Here is a 16,154-nt window from a genome sequence, read left to right as displayed (position 1 = left end):
GCTGACGAATCGGTCATGATCACACCCGCGTCGACAGGATCTGATCGGCCATGACCTCACCGACACGGGTTGCCGCGGCGGTCATGATGTCGAGGTTGCCCGCGTACGGGGGCAGGAAATCGCCCGCCCCTTCGACCTCGACGAACACCGAAACCTTCGCCAGTCCGCCCGAAACGACGGAGGGTTCGTCGAACTGGGGTTCGTTGAGCAGGCGGTAGCCGGGCACGTATTGCTGGATGTCGGCGACCATCTGGTGGATGGAGGCGGTGATCGCGTCGTGGTCGGCGTCGTCGGGGATGGCGCAGAAGATGGTGTCGCGCATGATCATCGGTGGTTCGGCGGGGTTCAGGATGATGATCGCCTTGCCGCGCTGGGCGCCGCCGATGGTTTCCACGCCACGGCTGGTGGTCTTGGTGAACTCGTCGATGTTGGCGCGGGTGCCAGGACCTGCCGAATTGGACGAGACCGACGCAACGATCTCGGCATAGGGGACAGGCACGACGCGCGAAACCGCGGCGACGATCGGGATGGTGGCCTGCCCGCCGCAGGTGATCATGTTGACGTTCGGCGCTTCCAGCAGCGAGGCCAGGTTCACCGGCGGTACCACGGCCGGACCCACCGCGGCGGGGGTGAGGTCGACGGCGCGGATGCCGAGTTCGGCATAGCGGGGTGCGGCCGCGCGGTGGACGTAGGCCGAAGTCGCCTCGAACACTATGTCGGGCTTCTCGTCCTGGGCGAGCAGCCAGTCCACACCTTCGGCGGAGGTTTCCAGGCCGAGTCCGCGCGCGCGTTCGAGCCCTTCGCTCTCGGGGTCGATGCCGATCATCCAGCGCGGCTCGATGGACTCCGAGCGCAGCAGTTTGTAGAGCAGATCGGTGCTGATGTTGCCGGATCCGACGATCGCGGCGGTGACGGAACCGTGGGACACGGTTGGCCTCCTCGAGGAATGGCGGCCCGGACGGGCCGCGGGTGGGATCGGCTCAGGTGAACGACAAGCGGACGGAGCCGAGTCCGGTGAAGTCGGCGCGGAAATCGTCGCCGGGTCGGGCGTCGATGGCGCGGGTACAGGAACCGGGGAGCACGATGTCGCCCGCTTTCAGCCGGACCCCGAAGGTCGCGACCTTGCGGGCCAGCCAGGCGACCGCGATCGACGGATCCCCGAGGACCGCGTCGCTGCGGCCTTCGGCGACGATCTCACCGTTGCGGGTGAGCACTGCATCGATCGCGGTGATATCGATATCGCCCGGGGCGACGCGTTCGCGGCCCAGGACGAACCCGGCCGAGGAAGCGTTGTCGGAGATGGTGTCGGCGAGCCCGATCTGCCAGTCGGTGATCCGTGAGTCGATCAGCTCGATCGATGGCGCGTAGGCGACGGTCGCGGCCAAGACGTCGGCTTCGGTGCAGTCCTCGCCGGGCAGGTCGGCGCCGAGGACGAACCCGACCTCGACCTCCACGCGCGGCAGCAGGAACTTGGTGGTATCGACGGGGACGTCCTCGTAGACCTCCATGTCGGCGAGCAGGTGACCGTAGTCGGGCTCGTCGACGCCCATCATCTGCTGCATCGCCTTCGACGACAGCCCCACCTTGTGCCCGACGACCTTTCCGCCGTCGTCGAGCCTGCGCCGGATATTGAGCAGCTGGACCTCGTACGCGTCCACCACATCGATGCCCGGATACCGGTCGACGATGGGGGACACGGCCACCCGATCCAGCTCCGCCCGCGCCAGTTCGGCGGCGAGCTCGGTGCGCATGCCGGTTGTCAGCATCCTGGCTCCCTCTTCTCGTCTGGTGATGCCACCCCATGCTCGTGGTCGAGGCGGCTCACCGGGCCGGGCTCTCCCGCTGGATGGACAGGAAATTCCCCGGCCCGGCGCGGGATCGCCGCGCACGCGACGACCAGGACAACGGTCATGACCGCGATGGACACGAACACGAGATGTATTGCGGCGGACAGCGATTGCGGTGTCGGTGCACTGTCGCCGGCCAAGCGCGCGTTGACGATGGCGCCGAAGACCGCGACTCCCACCGCGCTGCCCAGCGACCGCGCGAACATGGTGGCGGAGGTGACGACCCCGCGTTCGGCCCACCGCGCGCTCGTCTGCGCCGCGATGAGCGTGGGTGTGGCCACCAAGCCCATGCCCGCGCCGACGACGAAACACGACGCGGCGACCTGCCACAGGGCCGAGTCCTCGTCGAGCAGCAGGGTGGTCGCCACGCCGAGTGCCGCGACGGTACTGCCCAGCACCGCGCACGTGCGAAACCCGAAGCGCAGGTATACCTTTCCCGCTCTGGCCGCGGCCAACGGCCAGCCCAGGGTGAGCGCTCCGGTGACGAGCCCCGCGACCAGGGCGCTCGACCCGAGCACGCCCTGATTGAACATCGGCACATACGTCGTGAACCCGAACAGCAGCGCCCCGCCCAGCATGGCCGCGACACTGCTCGCGATCACCACCCGCCGGGTGAACACCCACAGCGGCAGAATCGGTTGCGTGGCCCGCGCTTCGACGGCGACGAACAGCGTGAGCGACAGTCCGGCGCACCCGAAGACCGCGATACCGACCGGCGATCCCCACGCCCACGCGTGACCGCCCTCGAGCAGTCCGAGCACCAGTGCCCCCGCACCGAGCGTCAACAGGACCGCCCCGGCGTAGTCGACGCTGCGCCTGCGCCGCGGTACGGACTCGTGGAAGTTGCGGATCAGCATCCAGGCGGCGAGCACGGCCAGCGGCAGGTTGACCAGGAAGATCCACCGCCACCCGAGATAGTCGGCGCAGATGCCACCGAGCAGCGGGCCCGTCACCGAGGCCACCGCCCACACCCCGGCCAGATAGCCCTGGACCGTGGCACGTTCGGCCAACGTGTACAGATCACCCGCGATGACCATGGTGGTGGGTTGGATGGCGCCGGCGCCGATGCCCTGGACGGCGCGGAACACGATCAGGGCGAGCATGCTGCTCGCCAGCCCGCACAGCAGCGAGCCCAGCGCGAACACCGCGATGCCGAACAACATCACCGGTTTGCGCCCGAACGTGTCGGCGAGCGCGCCGTAGATCGGCACAGTGACGGCCTGGGCGAGCAGATAGCTCGTAAACAGCCACGGAAACAGCGTGAAATCGCCCAGACTGTCGGTGATCGACAGCACCGCGGTCGCCAGGATCGTCGAATCGAGCGCGACGAGTCCGGTGGCGAGCATCAGCGAGGCCAGCACCGGCCCACGGTCCGAGCCGAAGCCGACATCGGGCCGCGCGGTATCGGTTGCCACAGAACACCTCTCGCTCAGAAGCGGATACGAACCCGGTCGGTGCGCGGGCGGGCCTGGCAGGCCAGGGTGTACCCGGCGTCGATGTCGTCCTGATCGAGGACGGCCGAGTTGGTCGTGGTGACCTCACCGTCGACGACGGTGCACGCGCACGTTCCGCACTCGCCCTCGCGGCAGGAGTACGGGACATCGAGCCCGCCGGCGAGCATGACGTCGACGAGGGTGCGCGAGCGCGGCCAGCTCAACGCGTGCACGGTCCCGTCGAGCTCTACCTCCACGCGCGCGGCATCCGCGTCGTCGACGGGGTCGAGCGGCTCGGGTTCGGCGAACGGATCACCGGACAGCGAGACGAACACCTCGGTGGTGACGCGTTCGCGCGGCCATCCGGCGCCCGAGAGTGCCTCGGTCACCGCCGACATGAACGGGCCGGGCCCGCACACGAACGCCGCGAAGGACGAATACGGCGCGGCGAAGTCGGCCAGCTGGGCCGCGGTGGGCAGGCCCTGCAGCGATTCGAGCCAGTGCGCCACAGTGATCCGGCCCGGGTACCGGGCGACGAGATCGCGCAGGGCGTCGGCGAAGATCACCGATGCCTGCTCGCGATTGGCGTAGAACAGCACCACCCGGCCGGTGCCGCAGGCCAGGGCCGAACGCAGGATCGACATCACCGGTGTGATGCCGCTGCCCGCCGCCCACAACAGCAGATCGGTGTCGAGCGAGGCCGGGGTGAAGGCGCCCTGCGGCGGCAGCACATCGAGGGTGTCGCCGACAGCGATGTTGTCGCACAACCAGTTCGAGCCGTAGCCGCCGGGTGTGCGCTTGACCGTGACCTGCGGCGGATCGCCCGTGAACGGCGAACTCGCCAGCGAATAGCAGCGCGCCACCGGTTCGGGCCGCTCGCTCGGGATCCGCAGCGTGAGGAACTGGCCCGGCCGGAAGGCGAAGCGGTCGGCGACCGCTTCGGGTACCTCGAACACCAGCGTCCGCGCGTCCGCGGTCTCTTCGATCACCGCGGATACGCGCAGCGTCACCACTCGCGAGTTCCGCGGAACGTCGACAGTCGCCCTCGTCACTGGTGTTCTCCTCGATCTCGGAACCGGTCTTGCGGAGCACCGTCGCAGGCTCGCCGGCGTTGCGGAGCCCGTGGCTCCCGGTGGCCGGGAGATCGCGGTGCACTGCCCGCTGACCGGGAAGACCAGGGCAGATGCGGTGGACGGCGACCCTAGCGTCGGGCTCGTGGACACCAGATTCTCCGGGGGCACCCGATGAACCGCATGCAGCACACCGTCGCGCTGGTGACCGGCGCGGCCGGGGGAATGGGCCGCGCCCATTGCCGTCGGCTGGCCGAGGAAGGCGCCGACATCATCGCACTCGACATCGAGGCCGCCGCGCCCGAGCTGGCCGAGACAGCACGCGAAGTCGAGGCAACGGGTCGCCAGTGCGTCACCGGCGTCGCCGACGTGCGCGATCAGGCAGCCCTGGACGTGGCGGTCGCCGACGGCGTCGCCGCGCTGGGCCGCCTGGACGTGATCGTGGCCAACGCCGGCATCTACACCGACCTCGGCCTGTCCTGGGAGCTGTCGGATCAGGCCTGGCAGCGCACCATCGACATCAACCTCACGGGTATGTGGCACACCGTGCGCGCGGCCGTCCCCGTCCTGTCCGACGGCGGCTCGGTGGTGATCGTGAGCTCCACCAACGGCATCGTCGGCGCGGCCGCCGCCGCGCACTACTCGGCGAGCAAGCACGCCGTGGTCGGGCTCGCTCGCACCTTGGCCAACGAGCTCGGCCCGCGCGGGATCCGGGTGAACACGGTGCATCCCGGCTCGGTCGCCACGCCGATGATCCTCAACGACGCGGTGTACGCCAAACTGCGCCCCGACCTGCCGAATCCGACGCAGCAGGACGCGGCGGAGGCGCTGGCCCGGCGCACGATTCTGCCCGTTCCGTGGGTGGATCCGGTCGACATCAGCAATGCCGTGCTCTTCCTCGCATCCGACGAGTCCCGTTACGTGACGGGAACCCAACTCGTGGTGGATGCCGGACTTACTCAGAAGGTGTGACATGGGACGGGTTTCGGGCAAGATCGCGCTGATCACCGGCGCCGCGCGCGGTATCGGCCGCGCACAGGCGATCCGGCTGGCCGAGGAAGGCGCCGACATCGTCGCCGTCGACATCTGCGGGCCGGTCGAGACCGTGGTGTCGCCGGGAGCGACCCACGACGACCTCGCCGAGACCGTGCGCGCGGTCGAGGCGACCGGTGCGCGGATCGTCGCCGCGACCGTCGACGTCCGCGACGGCGCGGCGCTGCGGGCCGCGGTCGACGCCGCGGTCGAGCAGCTGGGTGGTCTCGACATCGTTTGCGCCACTGCCGGAATCAGTTCCAGCGGCGGCGCACTGGAACTGACCGAACAGCAGTGGCACACAATGATCGACGTCAATCTGACCGGGGTGTGGCAGACGTGCAAGGCCGCCACCCCGCACCTGATCGCGCGCGGCGGCGGCGCGATGATCCTGACCAGCTCGATCGCCGGACTACGCGGCCTGGTGGGTGTCGCGCACTACACCGCCGCCAAACACGGGGTGGTGGGGCTGATGCGCTCGCTCGCGAAAGAGCTGGCCCCGCACCATGTCCGGGTGAACTCGGTGCATCCGACCAATGTCGACACCCCGATGATCCAGAACGACATGGTGCGCAAGGTTTTCCGGCCCGACCGGGAGAACCCCACCCGCGAGGAATTCGCGGAGGCGGCCGTGACGATGAACATGCTGCCCATCCCGTGGGTCGACCCGGTCGACATCGCCAACGCCGCCCTGTTCCTCGCCTCGGACGAGGGCCGCTACATCACCGCGGTGACGTTGCCCATCGACGCGGGCAGCACCCAGCGCTAGTGCGCTAGCACCGTTCGTACTGACGCGCGAAGGGCTCCGACTCCGGTGCGACCTCGCGCTCGGATGCCGGGCAGCCGCCGACAAAGACGGCGACCCGGGGGCCGTCGCGCGTCACGATCGTGTAGTCGACCACCGCACCGGGCCGGGCCAGGTAACGAAGATGCCGGTCGGCGAGTTGCGTCGCCTGCGCGGTGCTGAATTTCTCTCCGACGGGCGGGAACACCGTGACATCCAGGGTGCGGCCCGCGGCGTCGGGCGGGTCGAACACCGACACCTCGGCGAGGAACGGAGTGGGTTGATCGGTCAGGAACCACTCCCACAATTCGAGTTCGCCGTTGGAGGGGAAACGGGGGCGGCGGTCCGAGTGGGTCAGACTGGGTTCCAGTCTCGAGTACTGCTCGGACATGCCCTCCCCGTGAACGGGCGACACTGTCCAGTCGTTGGATGCCAGTTCCGGGAAGTCCTGGATGATTCGGAGCATCGCCGCGGTGGCGCGCTGGGGTTCGGCCTCGGAGCCCGCTCGGACACTGATGGATTCGGCGTGTCCGTCCGCGTCTCCGGTCTTGACGCCGTGGCTGGCCCAGTGTATCTCCGCACCGGTATCGGCCGATGACACTCGGGTCCAGGTGTTTGCCGCGTTCGCCTCCACCTCCACGTCTCGCCCGAACCGCCAGCTCCCGGAATAGGAGTCCGTCATCCGGCGGATCTTGACCGAGGTCGAGTCGCCTCGATAGTGCGGCGGCAGCTGCACAGCGCCCATGACACGCACGACGGACGCGGTCTCGGCTGGTGTGACGCCGTCCTCGAGCTGCACCTCGAGTCGGGATGTGTAGTAGGAGTTGGGGCCGTACGGGTGGTACTGGAACGTATGCGACGCGTCGGCCACTCCCGGAAGGGCTTCGATGGCTGTCTCGATCACCCGGGACCAGCGGTCACGCTCGGCCTGATCAGGCCCTTGCGGGAAGAGCGAACATCCAGTGAGCAGGACTGCCGCCATCATCACCACGATGGTGGGCACGGTGAAGCGCATAGCAGTTCATCCTGCCAGCAGCCGGCAGAGAATCCGCCGCGAAAACCGCAATGCGCGGGCCGCCCATGGCGGCCCGCGCATTGTGCCGGTTCAGTGTGCGGTGTCCTTGCGGGTGAGGAAAGCCAGTACGGCCGACTCGAATTCGCCCTTGCGTTCGATCATCGCCCAGTGCCCACAGTGGGGGAACACGTGCAGTTCGGCGCGCGGGATGGTACGCATCGGGATCAGCGCCATATCGAGGGGGCTCACCCGGTCGTCGCGGCCCCAGGTGATCAGCGTGGGGGCAGCCACCTTGTGCAGCATCGCCCACGGCGGCGGTGCGTCGGAGGCCTCCATCGCCTTGATCATCATCGCGAACGCGGCCTTGCTGTACATCCGGCGAGCGCTGTCCAGCGTCGCGGGATCGGTGGCCTGGGCCCAGCGCTCCTCGATCAATTCCTCGGTCACCATCGCGTGGTCGTAGACCATCGAATGCAGCCACTGGATCAATCGCTCGCGGGTCGGTTCCTCGGTGAACTCCTGGAGCAGCTTGATGCCCTCGCCGGGGCCGGGGCTGAAGAGATTGCGGCCGATGCCGCCGATCGTCACCAGCTTGCCGACCCGCTCGGGATGGGCGATGGCGTAGTTGAGCGCTACGCCGCCACCCATCGAGTTGCCGATGATGTCGACGCTGTCGAGGCCGAGCGCGTCGACGAAACGAACCACCGCATCCAGCGCGGTGATCATCGGATGTCCGCCGAAGTCGTCGCTCACCCCGAAACCGGGGAATTCCAGGACGAGACAACGGAATCGTTGCGCGAAGACGGCGAGGTTACCGCGGAAGTTGCGCCATCCGGTGACACCGGGCCCTGATCCGTGCAGGAGCAACAGCGGCGGTCCTTCGCCCGCCTCGTGGTACCGCAAGACGCCCGCGTCGGTGGTGATCTCGCGCAGCGTGCCCTCGTAGCTCAGGTCGGTCATGCGTGGGTACCGCCGTCGATGCGGATCTCGGTGCCGGTGATGAAGGCGCCGTCCTCGGAGACGAGCATCGCGATCACGCCGGCGACCGCGGCCGGGTCACCCATGCCCGCGCCGCCGGATTCGAGGTCGGTCGGCAGGACGGGCGACAGCTTTCCGAACAGTGCCCAGTTGGCGTCGGAGGGCACGTATCCACCAGTGGCTTCGGTGATTCCGGACTTGATGCTGCCGGGCGCGACACAGACAGCGCGCAAGCCCTTGCCGCCGTACTCGAGGGCGATGGCGTGGGTGAAGGACTGGATGCCGCCCTTGCTCGCCGCGTAGGCCGCCATGTACGGGTGCGCGAAGGCCGCCGACGTCGAGCTGAAGTTCACCACGGTCGCGCGCGGGTTGACCAGCAGGGCCGGCAGTGCCTCGCGGACGACGAGGAAGGTGCCGGTGAGGTTCACCCGGATGATCAGGTCCCACAGGTCGAGCGGGGTCTGATCGGTGTGCGAGGCACGCAGGATGCCCGCCGCGTTCACCAGCGAATCCAGGCCGCCGAGGGTCTCGATCGAGGAGCGGACGCCCTCGATCACCGACTGTTCGTCGCCGATATCGATGGTGAGGGTGGTGAGCCGGTCGGCGGTGCCGCGCTCGGCGGCCTGCGCGCTCGTCGCGGCGAGGCCCTCGGCTGATACGTCGGCGGCGACCACCCTGGCGCCCTCGTCGAGCAGTCGCAGGGCGGTGGCCGCGCCGATGCCCGAGGCGGCGCCGGTGACCAGCGTCCGGTGGTTGTCGAGTCTGTTCATGGGGTTCTCTCCTGGTCTTGGGTGTCAGCCGAGTCGGCCGGGAACCGGTTCGTGGCGGAGCTGATCGGTCGCCAGCGCGCCGACGCGGACGGCGTCCTCGATGGAGTCGCGCAGGGCGGGGCAGGTGGGGATCCAGCTGCTGTGCTCACCGAGGGCCGCGCGCCGAGCGAATTCGGGGCACGCGGACTCGGCGTCGTCGAGCCACTGGATGCTGGTGTGACTGGGACTGAATTTCTCTGCCAGCACCTTGTTTCCGCAGGAAGCGCATTCGACGGGTTGCATGGCCGCCCCTCTCATCGCTCGCCGGCGGCATGGCGGGCGCCGATGTAGCCGAACACCATGGCCGGGCCGATCGTCGCGCCCGCACCGGCGTAGTCGTTGCCCATCACCGCGGCGGAGGTGTTGCCCACGGCGTAGAGGCCGGGGATGGGAGACCCGTCGGCGCGCAGCACCTGGGCGTCGGCGTTGTAGACCAGGCCGCCCTTGGTGCCGAGGTCGCCGATCCGCACCCGCAGCGCGTAGAACGGGCCCTTGTCCAGCACATCGAGTGCGGGTGTGGCCAGGGTCGGATCACCGTAGTAGTTGTCGTAGGCGCTGACCCCGCGGCCGAAGTCCGCGTCGTGCCCGTCGCGAGCGAAACCGTTGAAGCGTCCCACTGTGTCGCGCAACGCGTCGGCGGGCACGCCGATGGCGGCGGCGAGTCCCTCGAGATCGGGCGCGGACCGGATCAGGCCGGCCCCCGACCACGAGGCCGGGAACTTCTGGCCGGGCACGATGCCACCGATCGGGTAGCGGCTCTTGGCTTTGGCGTCGAAGACCAGCCAGGCCGGATCGTGGCCGCCCTTCAGCTGGGCGTGCACGAACGTCACATACGGCGATGCCTCGTTGGTGAACCGCTTGCCCGTGCTGTCGACGATGATCGAGCGTGGGATCGAGCGCTCCGACACCAGCACCTGGTTGATGCCCTCCGGTCGCTGGAACGACGGCATCCACCACGCGTCGTCCATGAGATCGACTGCCGCGCCGATCTTTTCGCCCGCGATGATGCCGTCGCCGGTGTTGTCCGCCGACGCCGCGCTGAAGTTGTCGCGCCCGCCCTCGGGCAGGTGGTCCTTGCGCATGGCCTGGTTGTACTCGAACCCGCCGGTGGCCAGCAGCACACCGGCACGCGCCCTGATCCGGATCTCGCGGCCGTCGCGCTCGGCGAGCACGCCGAGCACCGCGCCCGTGTCGTCGGTGATCAGCGAGCGCAACGGGGTGTCGAGCCACAGCTGCACTCCCGCATCACGCACGGCCAGGCGCAGCCGGGCGATCAGGGCCCGGCCGAGCGTGTCCATGTGTCTGCGCAACACGATCGCCTTGACCGCCCGCAGGCCGGTCAGCAGCGCGGTCCAGCGTGCCTTCCAGGTGCGGGTCACCATATTGAGCTGGACGAAGTCCTTGGAGGTGATGAACAGCCCCGGCGGTGTCGCGAGCGCGGCCGGACGCAGCAGATCCTCATCGGCGCCGAGCTGTTTGAGATCGACCGGCAGCGGCTCGATGGAGCGGCCCGCGGGCCGTCCCCCCGGTGCTTCGGGGTGATAGTCGGAATAGCCGGCGCACCACTGGAATCGCAGGTGCGGGCTGGTCTCGAGGAAGGCCAGCATCCGCGGGCCCTCGTCGATGAACGCGTCGAGGTTGGCCGACGGCACCCGATCGCCGACCACGGCGTCGAGGTAGGCGCGCACGTCGGCGCGGGAATCGCCGAGGCCCTCGCGCAGCAGCGCCGGGTTGTTGGGCACCCAGATGCCGCCGCCCGAGAGCGCGGTGCTGCCGCCGTACACGGAGGCTTTCTCGATGACCAGGGTGTCCAGGCCGCGATCGGCGGCGGCGAGCGCGGCGGTGAGCCCGCCCGCGCCGCTGCCGACGACGAGGAAGCCGACTTCGTGATCCCAGTGTTGTTCGGTCGCAGTCATTTCCGCCTCGCTCAGCCGACGACCATGTCGTCCTGGGACCAGAACGCGCGCATGCTCACGATGCGGGCGTCCTCGTCGAAGGTCATGACATCGATCGGATCGAGGGTGAAGGTCTGCTCACCGAACTTGGTGACCACCCGGAAGCTGAACGCGGCGCTGTTGCCGGCCACGCGGACGGAGAACAGTTCGGTCGAACGCTCCAGCGGCTCGATGTTCTCGTAGAACTTCGTGATCGCCGCGTGCCCGACATGCGGTTCGGTGCCGACCGGGTCCTCGACCGTCGCGTCCTCGCGGTAGAGGGCGACGACGTCGGCGGCCGTACCGCTGCCGACGGCCTCCACATATTTGCGCACCGTTGCGCGAATGTCGTCCGCTGAAGCCATCGTGTCGCTCCTGAAATGTCGAAAGGGATATGTCTGTGAACCGAACCACATCCGGTGGCTCGGATGCCCCGGTCTCTCCCGTCCAGCGGGAAAGACAGGGGGTGGATCATTCGCCGAGGATGTGGCGGACGGCGAGGTGGCTGAACAGCATGGACGCGCCGATCGGATTGCCGCCGCCGGGGTAGACCTCGCCGCTCACGGCAGCCATGGTGTTGCCCGCGGCGTAGAGGCCGGGGATCGGCTCGCCGTCGCGGCCCAGAACCCGGGCCGCGCTGTCGGTGCGCAGCCCGCCCTTGGTGCCCAGATCGGAGATGCCGAACGCCGCCGCGTGGTAGGGCCCCTTGTCGATGGTCACCAGTGGCGGTTCGCCGTTGGAGAAGGCCCGGTCGTAGGCCTCGTCGCCGCGCCCGAAATCGGGGTCGGCACCGGTGGCGACGATCGCGTTGAACCGCTCCACGGTGGCCGCCAGGTTCGCCGCGGGCACGCCGATCTTCGCGGCCAGCTCGGCGAGGGTGTCGGCGGTGTGCCACAGCCCGGCCTCGACGTACTTCTCGGTCTCGACCATAGAGACATTGGTGGCCTTGATCGGCGGCACCTCGCCCTCCTTGTCGTCGTAGATCATCCAGAACGGCAGGGTGAGCCCGCGATCGTTCATCTGGCGGATCACGTCGCGGCCGAGCCGGTCGTAGGGGGCCGACTCGTTGACGAACCGCTTGCCGTCCTGATCGACGAAGATGCCGCCGGTGAACCACAGCGCGAACGCGGACCGCCCGTCGGGATGGGTCAGTCCGGGCGACCACCACGCCTGATCCATCAGATCGGTGTCGGCGCCCGCCGCGATGCCCGCCTGATGCGCCCTACCCTGATTTCCCCAGGGCCCCATGGTGTCTCGCGCCTCGCCCGGCACACCGTAGTGCGTGCGCAGCTCGGCGTTCTGCTCGAAACCGCCCGCCGCCAGGATCACGCCGCGCCGCGCGCGGATCGCGACGCGGGCGCCGTCGCGTTCGACGATCGCGCCCGTCACCACACCGTCCTCGACCACCAGTTCCACCAGCGGCGAATCCAGGTGCAGCTGTGCGTGCGGGTAGCTCGAGATCGCGCGCAGCATCCGCCCGATCAGCGCCTGACCGCCGATCAGCAGGTCCTGCGGGGGAGCGCCGAGCCGGTCGGTGTCCAGCGTTCCGCGCAACGATGCGCGCAGCGGGCCCAGCTCCGCGGCAGGCAGCGGTGTCGGCATGATGTGGCGCTGACCGTCGAGCCGGGCCTTGGGTGCCTTCCCGAAGTAGTCCGGCCACGGCAGCACCATGAACGCGAAATGGTCGTCGGCTTCGAGGTACTCGATGAGATCGCGGCCCCGCCGCACGTAGGTCTGCTGCAGTTCGTCGGGGGTGCGGTCACCGACCACCGCGCGGTAGTAGGTCAGTGCGTCGTCGAGGGTGTCGTCGGTGCCCGCGCGCTCCAGTACGGGGTTGCAGGGGAACCACACCCCGCCGCCGCCCGAGTACGCCGTCGTGCCACCGAACTTGTCGGTCGCCTCGACCACCGCGACGCTGAGTCCCTCGCGCGCGGCGGTGTAGGCGCCGGCCAGGCCACCACCCGACCCCGCGACCAGCACATCCACCTCGTCGTTCCAGTCCACCACTGTTTCCTCCTGGTACCACCTCGAATTGCGCTCGACGGTAGGCCCGGCGCCGGTGGTCGTGGGGCGGCTCTCCCGATCACCGGGAGAGCATCGATGCGCGAATGTGCCGGTCAGCGGGAAGGGGACCTGCTCGAACGCGGTGCGCGTCCTTAGCGTCGCCCGCAGAGAAACCGGTCTCCATCGAAAGGTAGGCACTGTGAACCCCGAGACCCCATCGGCACCAGCGAAAGGCCCGGCCGACGTCGACGTGGTCGTCGTCGGTGCGGGCATCGCCGGCCTCTACGCGCTGCACCGCTTCCGCGGCAGCGGTCTCACCGTGCGGGTGTTCGAAGCCGGCGACGGCGTGGGCGGCGTCTGGTACTGGAACCGCTACCCGGGCGCGCGCTGCGATGTCGAGAGCGTCGACTACTCGTACTCCTTCGACGACGCGCTGCAACAGGAGTGGAACTGGAGCGAGAAGTACGCCACCCAGCCCGAGATCCTGTCCTACCTCGAGCACGTCGCCGACCGCTACGAACTGCGTCGCGACATCGAATTCAACACGCGCGTCACCGATATCGTGCTCGACGAGCAGACCCTGCGCTGGCAGGTCGACACCGATACCGGCCGCGCGGTCTCGGCCCGGTTCGTCGTGCTGGCCACCGGCCCGCTCTCCAACGCCAACACCCCGGCCATCGACGGACTCGACACCTTCGCCGGGCAGCTCCTGCACACGTCGCACTGGCCGCACGAGGGGGTCGATCTCACCGGCCGCCGGGTCGGCGTGATCGGCACCGGCTCCTCCGGTATCCAGACGATCCCGTGCGTGGCCGAGCAGGCCGAGCGCTTGCACGTGTTCCAGCGCACCGCCAATTACAGTGTGCCCGCCGGTAATACGCCGCTGACCGAACAGGACCGGGCCGCGCAGAAGGCGAACTATCCCGAGCGCAGGCGGCTGTCGATGGCCAGCGGCGGCGGTTCGCCACACCAGGCGCATCCGGCATCCGCGGTCGCGGTGAGCGAGCCGGACCGGCGCGAGGCCTACGAGAAGCGCTGGGCGCTGGGCGGTGTGCTGTTCAGCAAGACCTTCCCCGATCAGCTGACGACCCTCGCCGCCAACGACACCGCCCGCGAATTCTGGGAGGAGAAGGTGCGGGCGGTGATCGAGGACCCGCGCGTCGCCGACCTGCTCGTCCCGCACGACCACCCCATCGGCACCAAGCGGATCTGCACCGACACGAACTACTACCAGACCTTCAACCGCGCCAATGTCGACCTCGTCGACCTGAAGGCGACACCGATCACCCGGATCGACGCCGAGGGCGTGCACACCACCGACACGCATTACCCCCTCGACACCCTCGTGCTCGCGACCGGCTTCGACGCGATGACCGGTTCGGTGTCGCGGATGAACATCGTCGGCCGCGACGGGGAGACGCTCAACCACGCCTGGCGGGAAGGGCCGAAAACCTATCTGGGACTGGGGATGGCAGGGTTTCCGAACCTGTTCAACCTCACCGGTCCCGGCAGTCCGTCGGTGCTGGCCAACATGGTGCTGCACTCGGAACTGCACGTCGACTGGGTGGCCGAGGCGATCGGCTTCCTCGACGGCAGGGGAGCGGTGGCGCTGGAGGCACGCCAGGACGCGGTGGCGGAGTGGGTGCTCGAATGCGTGAACCGGGCCGCGGGAACGCTGATGACACAGGCGAATTCGTGGTACCTGGGTGCGAACATCGAAGGCAGGCCACGGGTGTTCATGCCCTTCGTCGGCGGCTTCGGCGTCTACGGCCAGATCATCGCCGAGGTCGCGGCCGCCGGGTACAAGGGCTTCGACGTCATCGAGGCGTGAGCGACGACGGGGTGGTCCGCACCGGACCACCCCGTCGTCGTGTCAGGCCGTGAAGCCGCCGAACCCGCCCTTGTAGAACAGCAGCGGCTCGGCGCCCTCGGTGGCCCGCAGCTCACCGATGCGCGCGAGTACCACGGTGTGGTCGCCCGCGTCGTGCTCGAGCTCCACCGTCACCTCGATCTGGGCCAGCGCCCCCGCCAGCGCGGGCGCGCCGTTGCCCGCCCTGTCCCATTCGACGCCGGCGAACTTGTCGGCCCCGCTCACCGCGAACTGGCGGCACAGCGCGCTCTGCTCCTGCGCCAGGATGTTGATGCACAACGCGCCCGCCGCCCGCAGCAGCGGCCAGCTGGTGGAACTCTTGGCCGGGCAGAACGACACATACGGCGGGTCCAGCGACACCGACACCACCGACTGACAGGTGAAGCCGAGCGGTCGCGTCCCGTCGTGGGCGGCGATCACCGCGACGCCCGTCGCGAAGTGCCCGAGCACTCTGCGCAGGTCCGCGGGGGCCGGGATACCTGCGTCGACGACGACGTTGTCCGCATTCATAGAGGTCCTTCCGAACGGAATTCGATGCCTCCCAGAATCCGGGAAGATCGGGCAGCGCCTCAAGACGGCCTCCCGGTCAGCGGTTGCTGACGGGTGAATTCCGGGAAGATCGGTTGCTAGCATTCAGCCATGGCTACCCCCGACCCCGACTCCGGCGTGCCCAATCTGCCGCCGACCAGCTGGGCGGTGCTCGCCATGCTCTCGTACGAGGAGGAGATCTCCGGCTACGACCTGAAGAAATGGGCGGACTGGAGTCTGCGCTACGTCTACTGGACCCCGTCCTACAGCCAGATCTACGCCGAGCTGAAGAAGCTCGAACAGCACGGCTTCGCGAGTTCGCGACTCGATCCCGACAACACCATGCGCGCCAGACGGCTGTACCAGATCACCGCGGAGGGCCGGGCCGCGGTGACCACGTGGTGGAACAAGGCGCCGGTCGATCCGTCGGTGCTCAAACACCACGTGCTGCTGCGCGTGATGTTCGGCCATCTCGGGTCCCCGGATCGGCTCAAGCAGATCCTGCACGACCACATCGCCGACGTCGACAAACTCGCCCAACGCGCCGCGATCGATGCCGAAGCCGCGAAATCCGAACCGGGCTGGGCCTATTCGCAGCTCGTGCTGCAATGGGCGCAGCGCCACTACGCGACCGAACGCGACCTCGCGCAGCAGCTGATCGATGACATCGACAACGCGGCTACCGTCTTGGCCGGCGCCGAACACGACGACCGCACCGACTACCCCCACCCGACGCCGGGTCGCTGGCGCGAGATCGAGCAGCGGGTGCGCGAAGAAGAGCTCGAGCAGCACGACCCGGCAGACTAGGCCGTGTCTCTCCGATCGCGGGTACTGTCGCACGGAAAAAGGA

The 16,154-nt window shown here is 68.8% G+C and carries 16 protein-coding genes; 4 read left to right on the top strand and 12 right to left on the bottom strand.

The features are described 5' to 3' along the window. Positions 1 to 19 precede the first annotated feature (19 nt). From ACWFRF_RS05950 to ACWFRF_RS05935, 4 genes are read right to left on the bottom strand one after another with little or no spacing between them, the layout of a single operon-like run. Positions 20 to 928, bottom strand: a complete 909-nt coding sequence (locus ACWFRF_RS05950) for an acetaldehyde dehydrogenase (acetylating) (protein WP_378987728.1) — start codon at positions 926 to 928, stop codon at positions 20 to 22. A 52-nt stretch (positions 929 to 980) separates the two neighbouring features. After that, positions 981 to 1,766 carry a 2-keto-4-pentenoate hydratase gene (locus ACWFRF_RS05945; protein WP_378987725.1) on the bottom strand — a complete coding sequence of 262 codons (786 nt, stop codon included), beginning with the start codon at positions 1,764 to 1,766 and terminating at the stop codon, positions 981 to 983. Further along, on the bottom strand, positions 1,760 to 3,262 hold the full coding sequence (locus ACWFRF_RS05940) for an MDR family MFS transporter (RefSeq protein ID WP_452449084.1): 1,503 nt from the start codon (positions 3,260 to 3,262) through the stop codon (positions 1,760 to 1,762). Before ACWFRF_RS05940 ends, ACWFRF_RS05945 begins: the two co-directional genes overlap by 7 nt. Before the next feature lie 14 nt (positions 3,263 to 3,276). Then, the gene (locus tag ACWFRF_RS05935; protein WP_452449083.1) at positions 3,277 to 4,332 is read right to left on the bottom strand and encodes a 2Fe-2S iron-sulfur cluster-binding protein; all 1,056 of its coding nucleotides are present in this window, start codon (positions 4,330 to 4,332) and stop codon (positions 3,277 to 3,279) included. Positions 4,333 to 4,524: 192 nt separating this feature from the next. Between ACWFRF_RS05935 and ACWFRF_RS05930 the strand changes: the two genes are divergently transcribed. Together ACWFRF_RS05930 and ACWFRF_RS05925 are read left to right on the top strand one after the other, a co-directional pair. Continuing rightward, the gene (locus ACWFRF_RS05930; protein WP_452449082.1) at positions 4,525 to 5,322 is read left to right on the top strand and encodes a mycofactocin-coupled SDR family oxidoreductase; all 798 of its coding nucleotides are present in this window, start codon (positions 4,525 to 4,527) and stop codon (positions 5,320 to 5,322) included. 1 nt (position 5,323) lies between these two features. Next, positions 5,324 to 6,151: a mycofactocin-coupled SDR family oxidoreductase gene (locus ACWFRF_RS05925; RefSeq protein WP_379317934.1), complete on the top strand. Its 828-nt coding sequence runs from the start codon at positions 5,324 to 5,326 to the stop codon at positions 6,149 to 6,151. A gap of 4 nt (positions 6,152 to 6,155) precedes the next feature. Here ACWFRF_RS05925 and ACWFRF_RS05920 read toward each other — a convergent pair whose 3' ends face one another. The 7 genes from ACWFRF_RS05920 to ACWFRF_RS05890 form a co-directional block, all read right to left on the bottom strand. After that, the gene (locus ACWFRF_RS05920) at positions 6,156 to 7,181 is read right to left on the bottom strand and encodes a hypothetical protein (RefSeq protein WP_452449081.1); all 1,026 of its coding nucleotides are present in this window, start codon (positions 7,179 to 7,181) and stop codon (positions 6,156 to 6,158) included. Between the two features lie 90 nt (positions 7,182 to 7,271). Next, positions 7,272 to 8,141, bottom strand: coding sequence for an alpha/beta fold hydrolase (locus tag ACWFRF_RS05915; protein ID WP_452449079.1), 870 nt, complete (start codon positions 8,139 to 8,141; stop codon positions 7,272 to 7,274). Further along, the gene (locus ACWFRF_RS05910) at positions 8,138 to 8,929 is read right to left on the bottom strand and encodes an SDR family NAD(P)-dependent oxidoreductase (protein WP_378987705.1); all 792 of its coding nucleotides are present in this window, start codon (positions 8,927 to 8,929) and stop codon (positions 8,138 to 8,140) included. Before ACWFRF_RS05910 ends, ACWFRF_RS05915 begins: the two co-directional genes overlap by 4 nt. Positions 8,930 to 8,953: 24 nt before the next feature. Beyond that, positions 8,954 to 9,211 (bottom strand): hypothetical protein, encoded by a 258-nt coding sequence (locus tag ACWFRF_RS05905; RefSeq protein ID WP_378627708.1) that lies wholly within the window; start codon positions 9,209 to 9,211, stop codon positions 8,954 to 8,956. An 11-nt stretch (positions 9,212 to 9,222) separates the two neighbouring features. Further along, the gene (locus ACWFRF_RS05900; RefSeq protein WP_452449078.1) at positions 9,223 to 10,884 is read right to left on the bottom strand and encodes an FAD-binding protein; all 1,662 of its coding nucleotides are present in this window, start codon (positions 10,882 to 10,884) and stop codon (positions 9,223 to 9,225) included. 11 nt (positions 10,885 to 10,895) lie between these two features. Then, positions 10,896 to 11,267, bottom strand: a complete 372-nt coding sequence (locus tag ACWFRF_RS05895) for a nuclear transport factor 2 family protein (protein WP_378987699.1) — start codon at positions 11,265 to 11,267, stop codon at positions 10,896 to 10,898. Between the two features lie 106 nt (positions 11,268 to 11,373). Continuing rightward, the gene (locus tag ACWFRF_RS05890) at positions 11,374 to 12,909 is read right to left on the bottom strand and encodes an FAD-binding protein (RefSeq protein WP_379317947.1); all 1,536 of its coding nucleotides are present in this window, start codon (positions 12,907 to 12,909) and stop codon (positions 11,374 to 11,376) included. A gap of 196 nt (positions 12,910 to 13,105) precedes the next feature. Between ACWFRF_RS05890 and ACWFRF_RS05885 the strand changes: the two genes are divergently transcribed. Further along, positions 13,106 to 14,737 carry a flavin-containing monooxygenase gene (locus tag ACWFRF_RS05885; protein WP_378987693.1) on the top strand — a complete coding sequence of 544 codons (1,632 nt, stop codon included), beginning with the start codon at positions 13,106 to 13,108 and terminating at the stop codon, positions 14,735 to 14,737. A 42-nt stretch (positions 14,738 to 14,779) separates the two neighbouring features. On the opposite strand, the gene ACWFRF_RS05880 is transcribed toward ACWFRF_RS05885, so the two are convergent. After that, entirely contained in the window at positions 14,780 to 15,286 is a 507-nt protein-coding gene (locus ACWFRF_RS05880) for a flavin reductase family protein (protein ID WP_378987690.1), read from the bottom strand. Between the two features lie 129 nt (positions 15,287 to 15,415). Here ACWFRF_RS05880 and ACWFRF_RS05875 point away from each other — a divergent pair, with 129 nt between their 5' ends. Next, a complete protein-coding gene (locus tag ACWFRF_RS05875; protein WP_378987687.1) occupies positions 15,416 to 16,111 on the top strand; it encodes a PadR family transcriptional regulator in 696 nt (231 codons plus the stop codon). Positions 16,112 to 16,154: the final 43 nt, after the last annotated feature.

This window comes from Nocardia sp. NPDC055165 (assembly GCF_053606985.1).
Note: the sequence above shows the minus strand (reverse complement) of the source record. Positions and strands in the feature narration are given on the sequence as shown.

What these genes read in the sequence shown, in the direction of transcription:
- ACWFRF_RS05945 (WP_378987725.1), bottom strand. Translation starts at nt 1,766, where the DNA reads ATGCTGACAACCGGCATGCGCACCGAGCTCGCCGCCGAACTGGCGCGG.
- ACWFRF_RS05930 (WP_452449082.1), top strand. Translation starts at nt 4,525, where the DNA reads ATGAACCGCATGCAGCACACCGTCGCGCTGGTGACCGGCGCGGCCGGG.
- ACWFRF_RS05925 (WP_379317934.1), top strand. Translation starts at nt 5,324, where the DNA reads ATGGGACGGGTTTCGGGCAAGATCGCGCTGATCACCGGCGCCGCGCGC.
- ACWFRF_RS05920 (WP_452449081.1), bottom strand. Translation starts at nt 7,181, where the DNA reads ATGCGCTTCACCGTGCCCACCATCGTGGTGATGATGGCGGCAGTCCTG.
- ACWFRF_RS05915 (WP_452449079.1), bottom strand. Translation starts at nt 8,141, where the DNA reads ATGACCGACCTGAGCTACGAGGGCACGCTGCGCGAGATCACCACCGAC.
- ACWFRF_RS05910 (WP_378987705.1), bottom strand. Translation starts at nt 8,929, where the DNA reads ATGAACAGACTCGACAACCACCGGACGCTGGTCACCGGCGCCGCCTCG.
- ACWFRF_RS05905 (WP_378627708.1), bottom strand. Translation starts at nt 9,211, where the DNA reads ATGCAACCCGTCGAATGCGCTTCCTGCGGAAACAAGGTGCTGGCAGAG.
- ACWFRF_RS05900 (WP_452449078.1), bottom strand. Translation starts at nt 10,884, where the DNA reads ATGACTGCGACCGAACAACACTGGGATCACGAAGTCGGCTTCCTCGTC.
- ACWFRF_RS05895 (WP_378987699.1), bottom strand. Translation starts at nt 11,267, where the DNA reads ATGGCTTCAGCGGACGACATTCGCGCAACGGTGCGCAAATATGTGGAG.
- ACWFRF_RS05880 (WP_378987690.1), bottom strand. Translation starts at nt 15,286, where the DNA reads ATGAATGCGGACAACGTCGTCGTCGACGCAGGTATCCCGGCCCCCGCG.
- ACWFRF_RS05875 (WP_378987687.1), top strand. Translation starts at nt 15,416, where the DNA reads ATGGCTACCCCCGACCCCGACTCCGGCGTGCCCAATCTGCCGCCGACC.